15 protein-coding genes, 2 tRNA genes and 1 rRNA gene are annotated in these 14,923 nt (G+C 65.5%); 3 read left to right on the top strand and 15 right to left on the bottom strand.

The window, feature by feature from the left end:
* Positions 1–11 precede the first annotated feature (11 nt).
* Complete coding sequence (locus tag LJ760_RS12685) at positions 12–491, top strand: DUF3515 domain-containing protein (protein ID WP_227923597.1); 480 nt, start codon at positions 12–14, stop codon at positions 489–491.
* Here LJ760_RS12685 and LJ760_RS12680 read toward each other — a convergent pair.
* The 6 genes from LJ760_RS12680 to leuC form a co-directional block, all read right to left on the bottom strand.
* Positions 488–1,645, bottom strand: a complete 1,158-nt coding sequence (locus LJ760_RS12680; protein WP_442860663.1) for a D-alanine--D-alanine ligase family protein — start codon at positions 1,643–1,645, stop codon at positions 488–490. The genes LJ760_RS12685 and LJ760_RS12680 overlap by 4 nt on opposite strands.
* Positions 1,642–2,685: an NAD(P)H-dependent glycerol-3-phosphate dehydrogenase gene (locus LJ760_RS12675; protein WP_227923588.1), complete on the bottom strand. Its 1,044-nt coding sequence runs from the start codon at positions 2,683–2,685 to the stop codon at positions 1,642–1,644. The genes LJ760_RS12680 and LJ760_RS12675 overlap by 4 nt, the downstream gene beginning before the upstream one ends.
* Complete coding sequence (locus tag LJ760_RS12670; protein WP_227923586.1) at positions 2,682–3,476, bottom strand: lysophospholipid acyltransferase family protein; 795 nt, start codon at positions 3,474–3,476, stop codon at positions 2,682–2,684. Before LJ760_RS12670 ends, LJ760_RS12675 begins: the two co-directional genes overlap by 4 nt.
* 9 nt (positions 3,477–3,485) lie before the next feature.
* A complete protein-coding gene (murA, locus tag LJ760_RS12665) occupies positions 3,486–4,826 on the bottom strand; it encodes a UDP-N-acetylglucosamine 1-carboxyvinyltransferase (protein ID WP_227923583.1) in 1,341 nt (446 codons plus the stop codon).
* A 275-nt stretch (positions 4,827–5,101) separates the two neighbouring features.
* A complete protein-coding gene (leuD, locus tag LJ760_RS12660) occupies positions 5,102–5,701 on the bottom strand; it encodes a 3-isopropylmalate dehydratase small subunit (RefSeq protein WP_227923581.1) in 600 nt (199 codons plus the stop codon).
* A gap of 10 nt (positions 5,702–5,711) precedes the next feature.
* A complete protein-coding gene (leuC, locus tag LJ760_RS12655; RefSeq protein WP_227923579.1) occupies positions 5,712–7,166 on the bottom strand; it encodes a 3-isopropylmalate dehydratase large subunit in 1,455 nt (484 codons plus the stop codon).
* Between the two features lie 113 nt (positions 7,167–7,279).
* Here leuC and LJ760_RS12650 point away from each other — a divergent pair, with 113 nt between their 5' ends.
* Both LJ760_RS12650 and LJ760_RS12645 read left to right on the top strand, forming a co-directional pair.
* Entirely contained in the window at positions 7,280–7,999 is a 720-nt protein-coding gene (locus tag LJ760_RS12650; RefSeq protein WP_227923577.1) for an IclR family transcriptional regulator, read from the top strand.
* Positions 8,000–8,052: 53 nt separating this feature from the next.
* Positions 8,053–8,481: a potassium channel family protein gene (locus LJ760_RS12645; RefSeq protein ID WP_227923575.1), complete on the top strand. Its 429-nt coding sequence runs from the start codon at positions 8,053–8,055 to the stop codon at positions 8,479–8,481.
* A 1-nt stretch (position 8,482) separates the two neighbouring features.
* On the opposite strand, the gene thiL is transcribed toward LJ760_RS12645, so the two are convergent.
* The 9 genes from thiL to rrf all read right to left on the bottom strand — a co-directional run bounded on the left by thiL (position 8,483) and on the right by rrf (position 14,671).
* Positions 8,483–9,496, bottom strand: coding sequence for a thiamine-phosphate kinase (gene thiL / locus LJ760_RS12640; RefSeq protein WP_227923572.1), 1,014 nt, complete (start codon positions 9,494–9,496; stop codon positions 8,483–8,485).
* Positions 9,497–9,628: 132 nt separating this feature from the next.
* Positions 9,629–9,701: transfer RNA gene (locus tag LJ760_RS12635), tRNA-Glu, on the bottom strand.
* Between the two features lie 124 nt (positions 9,702–9,825).
* Positions 9,826–9,897 (bottom strand) — tRNA-Gln (locus tag LJ760_RS12630).
* Between the two features lie 112 nt (positions 9,898–10,009).
* Complete coding sequence (locus LJ760_RS12625) at positions 10,010–10,735, bottom strand: HAD family hydrolase (protein ID WP_227923570.1); 726 nt, start codon at positions 10,733–10,735, stop codon at positions 10,010–10,012.
* An 11-nt stretch (positions 10,736–10,746) separates the two neighbouring features.
* On the bottom strand, positions 10,747–12,264 hold the full coding sequence (gltX, locus tag LJ760_RS12620; RefSeq protein ID WP_227923567.1) for a glutamate--tRNA ligase: 1,518 nt from the start codon (positions 12,262–12,264) through the stop codon (positions 10,747–10,749).
* A 39-nt stretch (positions 12,265–12,303) separates the two neighbouring features.
* Positions 12,304–12,864 (bottom strand): hypothetical protein, encoded by a 561-nt coding sequence (locus LJ760_RS12615; RefSeq protein ID WP_227923564.1) that lies wholly within the window; start codon positions 12,862–12,864, stop codon positions 12,304–12,306.
* 41 nt (positions 12,865–12,905) lie between these two features.
* The gene (locus LJ760_RS12610; protein WP_227923562.1) at positions 12,906–13,679 is read right to left on the bottom strand and encodes a fumarylacetoacetate hydrolase family protein; all 774 of its coding nucleotides are present in this window, start codon (positions 13,677–13,679) and stop codon (positions 12,906–12,908) included.
* A gap of 45 nt (positions 13,680–13,724) precedes the next feature.
* Complete coding sequence (locus LJ760_RS12605) at positions 13,725–14,474, bottom strand: DUF1648 domain-containing protein (RefSeq protein ID WP_227923561.1); 750 nt, start codon at positions 14,472–14,474, stop codon at positions 13,725–13,727.
* 80 nt (positions 14,475–14,554) lie between these two features.
* Positions 14,555–14,671 (bottom strand): 5S ribosomal RNA (rrf, locus tag LJ760_RS12600).
* Positions 14,672–14,923 lie beyond the last annotated feature (252 nt).

Genomic DNA, 14,923 nt, shown 5'->3' with positions numbered 1-14,923 from the left:
ACGCTGGAATCATGAAGTTCTATGCGTTACCAGCAGTACTTATTCTCTCGGCAGTGGCCGCCACCGGTTGCAGTCCGGTAGCCAGCATCGAATCGGCCCCGGACGCTGCCAACCCGGACTGCGCCGCCGTCATGGTGGCCTTGCCGGATGAGATGGCTGGTTACGCGCTGCGGGACACGGACAGCCAGTCGACGGCTGCGTGGGGCAACCCGTCGCGGGCGATCCTGAAGTGCGGTGTCCCTGTGCCGGGACCGACCACCGATCCGTGCGCCTCAGTGAACGGCGTCGACTGGATCCTGCGTGAGGGCGAAGACACCTGGACCGCCACCACCTACGGCCGGGAACCGGCTGTGGAAGTGATCTTCAATCCGAACGAGGTGGCCTCGTCCACCCTCCTGGTCCAGCTGCAGAACGCAGTGTCCAAAATCGAGCCCACCAGCCAGTGCCTGAGCCCCGAGGACACCCTGGAGCTCGAAGCCGGGCAGGGCTAGCGCAGCCCCGTCTTCCGGGCCAGCGCCAGGGAGATCAGTTCGTCGATCAGCTCGGTGTACGGCAACCCGGATTTGGCCCACATCTGCGGATACATGCTGATGGGTGTGAAGCCGGGCATGGTGTTGATCTCGTTGATGATCAGTTCGCCGTCCGGAGTGTAGAAGAAGTCCACCCGGGACAGGCCTTCACCGCCCACTGCATCGAAGGCAGTCCCGGCAAGCCTGCGGACCCGGGCGGTAATATCCGCCGGAAGGTCGGCCGGGCAGCTCAGGTCTGCTGCTGCCCCGTCCACGTACTTGGCTTCGAAGTCGTACCACTCGTGGCCGCCGTCGCGCACGGCAACCTCGCCGGGCTGGCTGGTCCGCGGATCCTCCGTGCCGCGCCCCTGCAGGACGGCCACTTCGATTTCCCGGCCGATGATCCCGGCTTCGACTACCACCTTCGGATCGTGCAGGCGTGCCGCTTCGATGGCAGCCGGCAGTTCCGCTGCGTCCGTAACGCGGGTGATGCCCATGGAGGAACCGGCGCGGGCCGGCTTGACGAACAGCGGGAATTCAAGGGCACCGGCACGGTCGAGGCAGGACTGCGGGTCGCGCAGCCACTGCCGGTCGGTGATGACCTCATAGGGGCCTACCATCAGGCCGGCGGATTCGAAGACCACCTTCATGTAGTGCTTGTCCATCCCGACGGCGGACGCCAGGACACCTGCTCCCACATACCGCATGTCAGCCATTTCCAGCATGCCCTGGAGGGTTCCGTCCTCACCGAAGGGACCGTGCAGCAGCGGCATCACCACGTCGATGGGGCCGAGGCTGCGGGGCAGGCTGCCGGCGGCGTGTGCCACCAGTTCCCGGCTGCCGTCCTGCGAGGAGAGCACTACGGATTCCTCCGACACCGGAACCTCGGGCAGGGTCGCGGCGCGCAGGGACCACTCGGCCGGGTCAGCCGACACCAGGCTCCACTGGCCGTTCTTCGCGATGCCGATGGGAACGACGTCGTACTTGGACGTATCAATGGCCTGCAGCACACCGGCCGCGGTCACGCAGCTGACGGCGTGCTCGCTGGAGCGTCCGCCGAAGAGGACGGCAACCCGGGGGCGCTCAGTTCCGGGACGGTCCTCTACGGTACCGGCGGGCAGGGGTTCAACAGTCACGGGGCGGACACACCTTCGGATTTCAGTTCTCGGGCCAGCAACCGCGGGCCCAGTTCGTCAACAGTAATTACGCCCTGCAGTACGGCGACAACGTTTTCGGTGATGGGCATGTAGACGCCCAGCTGAGTGGCGCGGTCCAGCACGGCCTGCGCGGACTTGATGCCCTCGGCGGTCTGGGTCATGGACGCGTTGACTTCGGCAAGGCTCAGGCCCTGGGCCAGCAGCGTACCTGCCGTGTGGTTGCGCGACAGCGGCGAGGAACAGGTGGCAATCAGGTCGCCCATACCGGCCAGTCCGGCCATGGTCTCCGCATTGCCGCCCAGTGCCAGGGCCAGGCGGGTGGTTTCGGCGAGTCCGCGGGTCATCACGGAGGCCTTGGTGTTGTCCCCCATGCCCTTGCCGTCGCAGATCCCCACCGCGAGGGCAATAACGTTCTTGACGATGCCGCCGATCTCTGTGCCCACCACGTCCTCATTGGTGTAGGGACGGAAATACGGCGCCGTGCAGGCCTCGGCGATCCAGCCGGCCGTATCCAGGTCGGTGCAGGCCACCACGGACGCGGTGGGCTCCTGCCGGGCAATTTCCATGGCGAGGTTCGGCCCGGAAACCACGGCGATACGCTCGGCGGGCAGTCCCAGTTCCTCGGCGATCACCTGGCTCATCCGGGCGTCCGTGCCCCGCTCCAGGCCCTTCATCAGCGACACGACGACGGCGTCGGCGGGAATCCGGCCGGCAACGTCCTTAAGCTGTGCGCGCAGGGACTGTGCCGGGACGGCGAGGACTATCATTTCGGCTCCGGCGAGCACCTCGCCGAGGTCCGTGAAGGCGCGCAGGTTGGCCGGCAGGACGGTGTCCTTGAGGTACTGGGTGTTGCGGTGCCTGCCGTTGATGTCAGCGGCCACCTCGGGGCGGCGGGCCCAGAGCCGGACGTCGGTGCCGCGCTCGGCTCCCGAGTCGGCGGCAATCTTGGCAAAGGCGGTGCCCCAGCTGCCGGCGCCCAGTACGGCGACGACGGCGGGGTGTTCACTGCGGGGGGTCACTGTCCGGCCTCCGGTTGGATTGGTTTGGTTGATGTGCCGGATGTGCCGGCTCCGTTTTCGAAGGAACGTCCCACCTGCCGCTGGCCCCGGGCCACGGGGTTCCACCGCTCGGTGGGCGGCTGGGTGCCGCGGAGCTTGGAGACCATGTCCGTAAGGTCGGACATGATCCGTTCCGTGGCTGCGTCCAGCACTGCCTTGCTGATCGGCAGTCCGGAGAATTCGGACAGGTCCACGGGCTTGCCTACCACCAGCCGCACCCGCTTGCGCGGGAACAGCTTGGGGAACTTCGCATAGCGCGGGAAGGCTTCCTGCGCACCCCAGTGGGCAATCGGAATGACGGGCACCCCGGTCTGCAGGGCCAGCCGCGCAGCCCCGGTCCGGCCTTTCATCGGCCAGAGGTCGGGGTCCCGGGTGAGGGTGCCCTCGGGGTAGATGACCAGCGTGCGCCCTGCCGCCAGGGCTGCACGGGCGGCATCCAGCGAACCGGCGGCCCCGGTGGTGATCCGCTCCACCGGGACCTGGTTCGTGGCGGACAGCGCCGGTCCCAGCACGGGCACCTTGAAGAGGGATGCCTTCGCCAGGAAGTGCGGCGGGCGGCCCTGGTTGTACAGGAAGTGCCCCACCACCACCGGATCGATTTCAGTCACGTGGTTCGGGCAGACAATGAAGCCCGGGTCCTTGGGCAGGTTCTCTGCGCCCTGCCACTGCTTTTTCAGGAAGATATTGAATACCGGCCTCAGGGATCCGGCCAGCAGAGCAAAAACAACCCGTGACTTATTCGATTCCGTCATTCCGTCAGGCTACCGGAGTCCGGCAGATACGCCGGAAGCGACGTCAAAGTCAGCGCCGAGGCCCTCCAGCTTGCCCTGGAAGTGCTCGTACCCGCGGTTGATCAGCTCGATGCCGGTCACCCGCGAGGTGCCTTCGGCAGCCAGTGCCGCAATGAGGTGGCTGAAGCCGCCGCGCAGGTCCGGGATGTCGATCTCCGCACCGCGCAGCTGCACGGATCCGGCAATAACTGCCGAGTGCAGGAAGTTGCGCTGGCCGAAACGGCACGGCACGCTGCCCAGGCACTCACGGTGCACCTGGATGTTGGCACCCATGCGGATGAGCGCATCCGTGAACCCGAAACGGTTCTCGTACACGGTTTCGTGCACGATGGAGACGCCCTCGGCCTGCGTCAGGGCGACAACCAGGGGCTGCTGCCAGTCGGTCATGAAGCCGGGGTGTACGTCGGTTTCGAGCACCAGCGGGTTCAGGGCGCCGCCCGGGTGGTAGAACCGGATGCCGCCGTCGTCGACGTCGAACGCGCCGCCGATCTTGCGGTAGGTGTTCAGGAAGGCGGTGAGGTCCTTCTGCTCCGCACCCTCAACGTAGATGTCACCCTTGGTGACGAGTGCGGCGGAGGCCCAGGAAGCAGCCTCGTTGCGGTCCGGAAGCGCCCGGTGGTTGTACCCGGTGAGTTCGGAAACGCCCTCGATGCGGATCACGCGGTCCGTCTGCACGGAGATGATGGCGCCCATCTTCTGCAGGATGGCGATCAGGTCCATGATTTCAGGTTCCACGGCCGCGCCGCGAAGCTCGGTGATACCCACGGCCTTGACCGCCGTCAGGAGCACCTGTTCGGTGGCTCCGACGCTCGGGTACGGCAGTTCAAGCTTGGCACCGCTGAGGCCCTTGGGCGCGGAAATGGAGATGCCGCCGGGGCGCTTTTCCACCACGGCACCGAAGTTGCGCAGCATCTGCAGGTGGTAGTCGATCGGCCGGTCGCCGATTTTGCAGCCGCCGAGGTCAGGAATGAAGGCTTCGCCCAGGCTGTGCATCAGGGGCCCGCAGAGCAGGATCGGGATGCGGGAATCGCCGGCGTGGGCGTCGATGTCCTTGGACGCCGCCGTCTTGGCGTTCTTCGGATCCATGGTGAGATCGCCCGTGACAGGGTCCTTGGTGACCTCAACGCCGTGCAGCTGCAGCAGCGACGTAACTACCTCGACGTCCTTGATTTCAGGAACGTTGCGCAGTGTGGACGGGCCGTTGCCAAGCAGGGCCGCAACCATCGCCTTGGGGACCAGATTTTTCGCCCCGCGGACCGGTACCTTCCCTGAGAGAGGAACACCGCCTCGGATGGTGAGGACGCTACCCATGAACACCTGATTTCTTAAAATAGATTGGCCCCGGAAGCAATAAGAGACTGCACTCAAGCATATGAGCAAGGGTCTGCTTACTGAAATAACGCCGCCCCCCCAGCAGGCTGGAACCGATGTGATTCCGGTCATGCCCGCGATTGAAAGCGGATAGGCCCCGCCGAAGCGGGGCCTATCAATGATATCGGGGCGGGGAGAGAGGCAGAAAAACCTCCGGAGTGCAAACCGGAAGCCTGCTGATCATTCCCGGGTCCGCCGGCCCTGCCCGGACCGCCCTAGTGCAGGGCGGGGAGCGTGGTGGGCTTGTACGCGGGTCGCTCGGCCTCGAACGAGGTGATGTCGGACTCATGGCGCAGGGTCAGGGCAATGTCGTCCAATCCCTCCAGCAGGCGCCAACGGGTGTACTCGTCAATTTCGAAGGGAGCCGTGACGCTGCCGCAGACAGCGGTCCGGGCCTGCAGATCAACGGTGACCGTTGTTCCCGGGGAATTTTCCAGGACCTTCCAGATCAGCTCGATGTCGTCCTGCGCAACCTGGGCCGCGACAAGGCCCTGCTTGCCGGCGTTCCCGCGGAAAATGTCGGCGAAGCGGGAGGAGAGCACGGCCCGGAAGCCATAGTCCTTCAGCGCCCAGACGGCATGTTCGCGGGAGGAACCGGTGCCGAAGTCCGGCCCCGCCACCAGCACGGATCCCTGGCTGTAGGGTTCCCGGTTCAGAATGAAGTCCTCGTTCTTCCGCCACCCGGCGAAGAGCGCATCCTCGAATCCGGTGCGGGTGATCCGCTTGAGGTAGACGGCCGGAATGATCTGGTCGGTGTCCACGTCGCTTTGGCGCAGCGGGACGCCGATTCCGGTGTGGGTGGTGATCTTTTCCATAACGGTTCTCCTAGGCTGCGGCGGTGCCGACGACGGCGCCCGGCAGCGGGTCGAGGTCGGAGGGTGAGCTGAGGGTTCCCCTGACGGCAGTGGCCGCTGCCACCACCGGGGAGACCAGGTGGGTCCGTCCACCCTTGCCCTGCCGGCCCTCGAAGTTGCGGTTGGAGGTGGAGGCGCAGCGCTCCCCCGGTTCGAGCTGGTCAGGGTTCATGCCCAGGCACATGGAACAGCCGGCAAACCGCCATTCGGCGCCGAAGTCCTTGAACACCCGGTCCAGTCCTTCGGCCTCGGCCTCCAGGCGCACCCGCGCGGAGCCGGGCACCACCATCATCCGGACTGCGGGGTCCTTCTGCCGGCCGCGGATAATGTCCGCGGCTATCCGCAGGTCCTCGATGCGGCTGTTGGTACAGGAGCCCAGGAAGACGGTGTCCACACGGATGTCCTTCATGGGTGTGCCGGCAGCCAGGTCCATGTAGGCCAACGCGCGTTCGGCGGCGGCGCGCGCGTTTTCGTCGCTGAAATCTTCGGGTGCGGGAACGGCTTCGGAGAGCGAAACTCCCTGCCCGGGGTTGGTTCCCCAGGTGACGAAAGGCTCCAGGGTGTCGGCGTCCAGGAAAACCTCGGCGTCGAACTCGGCGTCAGCGTCCGTGGCAAGGGATTTCCAGTGCTCGACGGCGGCGTCCCAGTCCCGGCCCTGTGGTGCGTGCGGGCGGTGCCGAAGGTAGGCGAAGGTCGTTTCGTCCGGGGCGACCATCCCTGCACGGGCACCGGCCTCGATGGACATGTTGCAGATGGTCATCCGCGCCTCCATCGACAGGGCGCGAATGGCGGAGCCGCGGTATTCCAGCACGTAGCCCTGTCCGCCGCCGGTGCCGATCTTGGCGATCACCGCGAGGATGATGTCCTTGGACGTAACACCGGGCCGCAGGGTTCCCTCGACGTTGATCGCCATGGTCCGAAACGGCTTGAGGGACAGTGTCTGGGTGGCCATGACGTGCTCGACCTCGGAGGTGCCGATACCCATCGCCAGCGCACCGAACGCGCCGTGTGTCGAGGTGTGGGAGTCGCCGCAGACCACAGTGAGTCCGGGCTGGGTCAGGCCAAGCTGGGGGCCCACCACATGGACGATGCCCTGCTCGGCGTCCCCCAGCGGATGCAGCCGCACGCCGAACTCGGCACAGTTGGCCCGCAGCGTTTCGATCTGGGTGCGGCTCACCGGGTCGGCAATGGGCTTGTCGATGGCCAGCGTGGGAGTGTTGTGGTCCTCGGTGGCAATGGTCAGGTCCGGGCGGCGCAGTCCGCGCCCTGACAGCCGAAGGCCTTCGAAGGCCTGCGGAGAGGTGACTTCATGGACGAGGTGGAGATCGATGTAGAGCAGGTCGGGAGCACCGTCCTTCCCCTTGCTCACCACGTGCTCGTCCCAGACTTTCTGCGCAAGCGTCCTGCCTGCCACATGCTCACCCATACCGGTACCCCTTATTTGGTTCAATCCGTAGTTCCTCAAGAGAACCAGCAGGCAGAGCCGACGGTCCAGCTTTCCGATTTGCATCTCAGATAGTGAGACGGCAGTATCAACTTATGGACACAGTCAGCGGGGTAGGCGTTATCGACAAAGCGGCCATGGTGCTGGATGCACTGGAAGCCGGCCCCACCACGCTGGCGCAGCTGGTTTCCGCTACGGGGCTGGCGCGCCCCACAGTGCACCGGCTGGCGCTGGCACTGGTGCACCACCGGCTGGTCGGCCGCGATATCCAGGGCCGGTTTGTCCTGGGCGGACGCTTGGTGGAACTGGCCTCCGCGGCCGGCGAAGACCGTTTGATAGCCTCCGCCGGGCCGGTGCTGCTGTCGCTGCGTGACGCGACGGGCGAAAGCTCCCAGGTCTTCCGGCGGCAGGGCGAGTGGCGGGTCTGCGTCGCCTCCGCCGAGCGGCCCATCGGCCTGCGGGACACCATCCCGGTGGGCACCCAGCTGTCCATGAAAGCCGGTTCCGCCGCCCAGTGCCTGCTGGCCTGGGAGGACCATGACCGTCTGCTCGAGGGCCTGCAGAATGCCCGCTTCACCCCCACCGTCCTCGCTGGTGTCCGGCGCCGCGGCTGGGCCCAGAGCCTGGGCGAACGCGAACCCGGTGTTGCCTCCGTTTCCGCTCCGGTGCGCGGTCCGTCCGGCCGGGTGATTGCCGCCGTTTCGATTTCCGGGCCGATAGAACGCCTCACCCGCCAGCCGGGCCGCGTTCACGCCGAAGTGGTGGCCAAGGCCGGAGCCCAGCTCACCGAGGCACTGCGCAACAGCGGCGAGTAACCCTATATTGGGAACCTAGAACCGTTGGGGATCGAAGACCCAAGGGAGTTCCCATGAAGCGGATGCGGGTGCTGTGGCACATTGTCCGAATCTCCGGCGCCGACTACATTTTCTTTGGCTTCCTGATTGTCCTTGGGGTCGCCAGCTTCCTGCTGCCGCGGCTCGAACCGCAGTTCTCCGATTTCGGCGACGGCCTCTGGTACCTGTTCGTTTCCTTCACAACCGTCGGCTTCGGCGATTATGTGGCTACCGGACCGGCCGGCCGGATTATCACGGTGGTGGTGACCCTGTACGGGATCCTCGTGGTGGCCCTCATGACCGGCATCATCGTTGGCTTCTACACCGAACTCCTTAAGGCCCGGGCCACCAACGCACTGGATGACTTCGTCAAGGAACTGGAGCACCTGCCGGACCTGTCACGGGAGCAGCTGCTGGACCTGGCCGAACGGATCCGCAACCGGCGCATCATGCCGGACTCCTGAGCTAGCCGGCGAAGTGGTCCCAGCCGGTGGCCGGCGGCACCTCTCCGCCGAAGGTAACTCCCCCGCCGTCCGTTACCTCTCCCACACGGACAAACCCTGCCGGCAGGACCGCGTCCGGCGGGAAGGTTGCCAGGAGACCGTGGTCCTCTCCCCCGCCGAGCACCCACGCCAGCGGATCCGCACCGAGGCGCGCAGCTGCCGGCGCCAGCAGCTCCGCCCGGGAGGTGAGATAGCCGGCGTCGAGGTCAATGGCCACGCCCGAGGCACGGGCGATGCGGCCGGCGTCGCGCACGAGGCCGTCGGAAACGTCCAGCATTGCAGTCGCGCCCGCATTTGCCGCCCGCGGACCCCTGTGCACGGGCGGATGTGGCCGGTTCTGCGAGGCCACCAGGGCCGCGAGGAGTTGGTCGGCTTCCGCACGGACAGCTGAGTAGTCCAGGCCGCTTTCCAGCACGGCCAGCCCACCTGCCGCGGCCCCCAGCGCCCCGGAGTGTGCCAGCACGTCTCCGGTGCGGGCTCCGGAGCGCAGAACCGGCCGGCGGCCCTCGAGATCGCCGGTGACGGCGGCCGTGACGACAATCTGGCTGCCCCTGCCCAGGTCTCCGCCGACCACCGAGCAGCGGCCGGCGTCGGACATCAGGGTTTGGACCGCCGCCGCAAGTCCGGTCGCCAGGTCCTCGACCCATGCCACCTCGGTGCTGCCCGGAAGCGTGAGGCTGACCACCAACGAGGTAGGCACGGCACCCATGGCGTTGATGTCGGACAGGTTCTGCGCTGCGCATTTCCAGCCCACGTCATATCCGGTAGTGCGGTACCCCGAGGGCCAGAGCAGGCGGAAGTCGGCGTCCTGGACCAAGGTGTCAATGGAGATCACCGTTCGCCCGTCCGGAGCAGCGATCACTGCGGCGTCATCACCGGGACCCACGAGTGCCGTCGTCGGTCCGAGCCTTGGGAAGATCCGGGCCAGGAGTGCCTTTTCATCGAGCTGGTCCACGGTCAGGGCTTCGAGCGGCACAGGCTGTTCCTCTGGTTATTGTTTTGCGGCTACCGTTTCGAAATTAGCACGGCGGCAATCCTGAGCCGCGGCCATTATCACCGGGGCAAAACAAAACCGACCCCGGACATATTGTCCGGAGCCGGTATTCTGTGACCCCAGCGGGATTCGAACCCGCGTTACCGCCGTGAGAGGGCAGCGTACTAGGCCGCTATACGATGGGGCCGTGTACAGTGCTCCGAGTCTTTCAACCCAGGCACTTCCTTGCCGGTTTCGGAGAACCGGCCTGTAGAGTATTTCATACTCTGTCAGAGGAGACCAATCGGGGCTAAACCACCAATTGATTACCGCTGGGATACCAGGACTCGAACCTAGAATGTCGGTACCAGAAACCGATGTGTTGCCAATTACACCATATCCCAATGCACTTTTCCGGCTGCTTCTCGAGGAGTTATCCCCGGCCGCAGCCCCTCAGCACGAGATATAACTATACACGGGTTCCGGACCAAGTACAAAACGGGCCCGGTGCCCGCATCAGATAAGCTCCAGCAGCTCGCCGAGCGAGCCAATGGTGCGCACTTCCGACGGCGCTGTTGCTCCGTCGTCGCGCACCGGAGAAGGATTGCCCGTGCGGTCGAGCCAAATGCCCAGCAGGCCGGCGCCTGCCGCTCCCACGGCGTCTACCTGCAGATTGTCCCCTACGTAGGCGGTCCGCTCCGACCTGCTGCCCAGCAGGCGTACTCCTTCATGGAAGATTGCCGGTTCCGGTTTGGCGGCACCGACGGTGTCGATGCCAACCAGGACCTTGATGCGCTGCAGCCCGGCGGCGTCCAGCTTGGCCCGCTGGTAGTCGTGCACGTTGTTGCTGACTGCCCCGTACGCGATGCCGCGGTCTTCCAAGGCATCGAGCAACGGTGCGACGTCGTCAAAGGCGCGGAAGTACTGCGGGAGGGCTTGTTCATAGGCCTGGTTCCACGCCCGTGCCGCGTCGCTGTCCAAGGGCGCCAGCCCCGCCTGTTCGCGGGCATGCTGCAGGCGCAGCACCCGCTGGTCGGCAAAGCCCAGCCGTCCGGCCAGGTAGGCGTCATAGTGCCCCTGGGGGTCGGCGGCGAACAGGGAGGTGTACGCCTCCCAGTCCGCCGCCGTGAAGTGGGTCAGGTCATCGGCGCTGACCGCCTGCAGCGTGGTGCCCATGGCCGCCTGCAGATCGATGAGGGTCTCGTCGATGTCGAACAGCACCGCATCGATGAACCTGCCCATTTCGGTGTTCCCTATGCTGCTGCGCGGAACGCGCGGATCCGTGCGAGCGAGGATTCCCGGCCAAGGATGACCATGGACTCGAACAGGGGCGGTGAAATCCGGCGTCCGGAGACGGCAGTGCGCACCGGGCCGAAGGCCAGGCGGGGCTTGATGCCCATGTCTTCCACCAGTGCCTGGCGCAGCGCTGCCTGGATGTTCTCCGCGGTCCAGTCGGACACGGACTCCAGGGCCGCCAGGGCGGCGTCGAGGACCTCGCCCAGGTTTGCCGGCAGGCCCTTGCGGGCGTCATCGGCAACGTCGACGGCGTCGTCGGCCTTGAAGAGGAACCCGAGCATGTCCGGGGCCTCACCCAGCAGGGTGATGCGCTCCTGTACCAGAGGGGCGGCTTCGGTCAGGATTTCCTCTTCACGCGGTGTGAGGGTCTCCCCTACCAAACCGGCCTGCTGCAGGTACGGCACCAGCCGGTTGCGGAAGTCTTCGGCCTCGAGCATCCGCACGTGGGTGCCGTTGATGGCCTCGGCCTTCTTCAGGTCGAAGCGGGCGGGGTTGGCCAGCACGTTGTGGATGTCGAAGTTCTCCACCAGCTGGTCGACGGTGAAGATGTCCTCATCTGCGGACAGCGACCAACCCAGCAGGGACAGGTAGTTCAGCAGGCCTTCGGGGATGAAGCCGCGTTCCCGGTGCAGGAAGAGGCTGGACTCCGGATCGCGCTTGGACAGCTTCTTGTTGCCGGCACCCATCACGTACGGGAGGTGTCCGAACAGCGGCATGTACTTGGCCACGCCGACGTCGATCAGGGCGCGGTAGAGCGCAACCTGGCGCGGGGTGGAGGACAGCAGGTCCTCGCCGCGCAGGATGTGGGTGATGCCCATGAGCGCGTCGTCCACCGGGTTGACCAGCGTGTACAGCGGTGCACCGTTGGCCCGGACCACTACGAAGTCGGGAACGGTGCCGGCCTTGAAGGTGATCTCGCCGCGGACCAGATCGGTGAAGGTGATGTCTTCATCCGGCATCCGGACGCGCAGCACGGGCGAGCGGCCTTCGGCCCGGAAGGCCTCGATCTGCTCCGCGGTCAGGTCGCGGTCATAGTTGTCATAGCCAAGCTTGATGTCGCGTCCGGCGGCGCGGTGGCGTGCTTCGATTTCCTCCGGTGTGGAGTAGGACTCGTAAACGTAGCCGGCCTCGCGCAGCTTCGCGATGACGTCCTGGTAGATTTCGCCGCGCTGGGACTGCCGGTACGGTTCGTGCGGGCCGCCCACTTCCACGCCTTCATCCCACGTGATGCCAAGCCACTTCAGCGCGTCGAGGAGCTGGAGGTAGCTCTCCTCGCTGTCACGCGCAGTGTCGGTATCTTCGATGCGGAACACCATGGTGCCCTTGGTGTGCTTGGCATAGGCCCAGTTGAAAAGGGCGGTCCGGATGAGGCCGACGTGCGGGGTACCCGTGGGAGACGGGCAGAAGCGCACGCGTACGGGCGTGTCATCGGTAACGGTGGGAAGGTCAGCTAAGGGAGTGGGAGCGTTAGTCATGATGTTTCCCAGTTTAGACTCTTCCGTCCGGTAGCCGCCTTATTGTGCGTAGGACAGCAGCCAGAGGAAGACTCCGCCGCCGGCTGCCGCTCCGGCGGCCGCTGCGAAGAGATGGCCTGCCGGGCGTCCCTGCGGCAGCCGGGCGGCGAGGAAAAGCGCCAGCCCGCCGGCAATCACAACACCTGACACTGTCCCCGACAGTCCCGGGAACAGCAGGGCCGCCGTCGAACCGAGGATCACGATGCCCGCCCCCAGGGTGAGGTCCAGCCAGGACCAGGACGTGAACGCATTGGCGACCAGCAGCACGAGGGCTGCGGCCAGCAGGGCGAACACCGCCGCAGAAAGCGGCAGCGGACCGTCCAGCCAGAGGATGAGCCGCTGGAACATAAACGCCAGAGCCGCCACCCCAAGCACGGTGGGCGGCAGCGACGACGGCGGCAGGCTGCGGAGGTCGTTGTGCCGCCGCAGGTAGGTGACCAGGACCGCAGGGAAAACGCCCATCAGCAGCACTGCCCCTGCACCCCAACGCAGGGCGGCGTCGGGTGGAAAGCCGAGAAACGGAGCGGCCAGGAGGATGAAGGACCAGATCAGCGCAGCCATGGCTGTGTTCCGGCCGGACTCCCGGGCCGCTCCGCGGGGCATCAGCTGCGGACGGTGTTGACCAGCCGGCCGATGCCTTCGATATCGACCTCGAACCGTTCGCCGTCGCTGATGATGCCGACGCCGGCGGGGGTGCCGGTAAGGATAACGTCGCCCGGCAGCAGGGTGAAGGCCTGCGAGACATAGGAAACCAGTTCCTTGACTCCCCAGATCATCGAGTTGGTGTTGCCGTCCTGGACCAGTTCGCCGTTGAGGTAGCCGCGGACCGCCGTGTTCTCGGGATCCAGTTCGGTTTCGATCCACGGACCCAGCGGGCAGGAGGTGTCAAAGCCCTTGGCGCGGGCCCACTGGTCGTCGGTGCGCTGGGCATCGCGGGCGGTGAGGTCGTTGGCGCAGGTGTAGCCGAAGATGACTTCGTCCACGCGTTCAATCGGGACATCCTTGCAGATGCGTCCGATGACGACGGCGAGTTCGGCTTCGTAGGAAACCTCGTCCGAGAAGGAGGGCAGCACCACGGGATCGTTGGGGCCGATCACCGAGGTGTTCGGCTTGAGGAACATCAACGGCGCCGGCGGCACGTCGTTGCCCATTTCGCTGGCGTGGTCCGCGTAGTTACGGCCGATGCCGACCACCTTGCTTCGCGGGATGATCGGGGCCAGCAGGCGCACGTCTTCCAGCTTGTGCCGCTCCCCCGTCAGCTGGACGCCCGAAAAGAACGGGTCACCCTTAATGACGGCGATTTCTTCGCTGCCTTCTTCTCCGCCGACCACGCCGAAGGCGGGGTCGCTGTCCTGTACAAATCGAGCAATACGCATGGGTATAAGCCTAGTGGAGAAACGGACCAAGCCGGCAGGCGGTACCTACAGGGCCAGGAAGACTCCGAAAACAGCAGGAAGGACAACAAAAACGACCAGGAACACAACGACGGCGGTGCGTCCGGCGCGGTTGCCGACATTCACCGTCAAGCCGGTGCCGGACCCGGCGCGCTTGGGTACCAGGATGTGGGGGTCAGCCGGATCGTTGTAGAGGATACCGCCCACCCATCGCTTATCCTCTTCCTGTTCCTCTGTTGTCGGGCGGACACCGTCCCGCTCAGCCGTGCGCCTCGCCCAGCGGGAGGCAGACGTATAGGAGAGGACCAGGCAGCCAAGGATCAAGGGAACCATCATCAGGGCCGGTCCGGCCGGGACATGGTCCGGGGTGCGCCAGCCGGCGACCGTAAGCACGCCGATCAGCGCCGCTATCAGGAAAGAGGTTGCGCCCAGGGCAGCAACCGTGCCGCGGATCATCCCCTCCCGCCGATACAGCTCCCAGTCCGACGGATCCTTCTCCGGGGGAACCATGGCAGGCACGACGGCGGCCACCAGGGCCACCAGGACGCTGAGGCCGGCGCCCATCATCAAGGGGAAGAAGGCGGTGCCGAAAGATTTTGCTTCCCACTCGTCCGGGCGGCCGCCGGCGCCCCAGTGGGTCGGAATTGTCTCCGGCAGGGAATCGTAAATCGTGGCTCCGTAGGCGAAACAGGACGCCGAAACAAGCAGTGCAGCGAAATGGATCAGCCAGAAGATACCTCGCCCGCTGGTGATTTTTGTCTCGACCTTGGATTCCATGTATTTAATCTATCCGGATTGGCAGGTTAAACAGGAAGAGCCCGTACCAACACTGGTACGGGCTCAACCTTTCAATTATTGTCCGGCGGTGACCTACTCTCCCACATCCTCCCGGATGCAGTACCATCGGCGCTGTGGGTCTTAGCTTCCGGGTTCGGAATGGGACCGGGCGTTTCCCCCACGCTATGACCGCCGTAACCCTTCCACCCGCACCACACACCCGGTAAAAACAGGGTATGCCTGGGGAAAACAATGGTTACAACACGTCCCGGAACCACCTCGCAAGGAGGGGTGCCGGCAGTGCGGTAAATTGTGAACCCGCCCCCTGGACAAGGGGCAAGGATTCGGTGTTCCAGGGCAGCAACCAACGGTTGTTGTCCGGGAACCACATAGTGGACGCAAGCAGCATGATCTAACAACACCCTTTATACTTTGACGGACCGTTTGAA

The organism is Arthrobacter sp. zg-Y895, from assembly GCF_020731025.1.
Lineage (GTDB): Bacteria > Actinomycetota > Actinomycetes > Actinomycetales > Micrococcaceae > Arthrobacter_B.
The sequence above is the reverse complement of the archived record's forward strand: the minus strand, read 5'-3'. Positions and strand labels throughout refer to the sequence as shown.

Bases quoted from the DNA above. Each gene is read 5' to 3' on its own strand.
- LJ760_RS12685 (WP_227923597.1), top strand. From the start codon at position 12: ATGAAGTTCTATGCGTTACCAGCAGTACTTATTCTCTCGGCAGTGGCC.
- LJ760_RS12670 (WP_227923586.1), bottom strand. From the start codon at position 3,476: ATGACGGAATCGAATAAGTCACGGGTTGTTTTTGCTCTGCTGGCCGGA.
- murA (WP_227923583.1), bottom strand. From the start codon at position 4,826: ATGGGTAGCGTCCTCACCATCCGAGGCGGTGTTCCTCTCTCAGGGAAG.
- leuD (WP_227923581.1), bottom strand. From the start codon at position 5,701: ATGGAAAAGATCACCACCCACACCGGAATCGGCGTCCCGCTGCGCCAA.
- leuC (WP_227923579.1), bottom strand. From the start codon at position 7,166: ATGGGTGAGCATGTGGCAGGCAGGACGCTTGCGCAGAAAGTCTGGGAC.
- LJ760_RS12650 (WP_227923577.1), top strand. From the start codon at position 7,280: ATGGACACAGTCAGCGGGGTAGGCGTTATCGACAAAGCGGCCATGGTG.
- LJ760_RS12645 (WP_227923575.1), top strand. From the start codon at position 8,053: ATGAAGCGGATGCGGGTGCTGTGGCACATTGTCCGAATCTCCGGCGCC.
- LJ760_RS12625 (WP_227923570.1), bottom strand. From the start codon at position 10,735: ATGGGCAGGTTCATCGATGCGGTGCTGTTCGACATCGACGAGACCCTC.
- gltX (WP_227923567.1), bottom strand. From the start codon at position 12,264: ATGACTAACGCTCCCACTCCCTTAGCTGACCTTCCCACCGTTACCGAT.
- LJ760_RS12615 (WP_227923564.1), bottom strand. From the start codon at position 12,864: ATGGCTGCGCTGATCTGGTCCTTCATCCTCCTGGCCGCTCCGTTTCTC.
- LJ760_RS12610 (WP_227923562.1), bottom strand. From the start codon at position 13,679: ATGCGTATTGCTCGATTTGTACAGGACAGCGACCCCGCCTTCGGCGTG.
- LJ760_RS12605 (WP_227923561.1), bottom strand. From the start codon at position 14,474: ATGGAATCCAAGGTCGAGACAAAAATCACCAGCGGGCGAGGTATCTTC.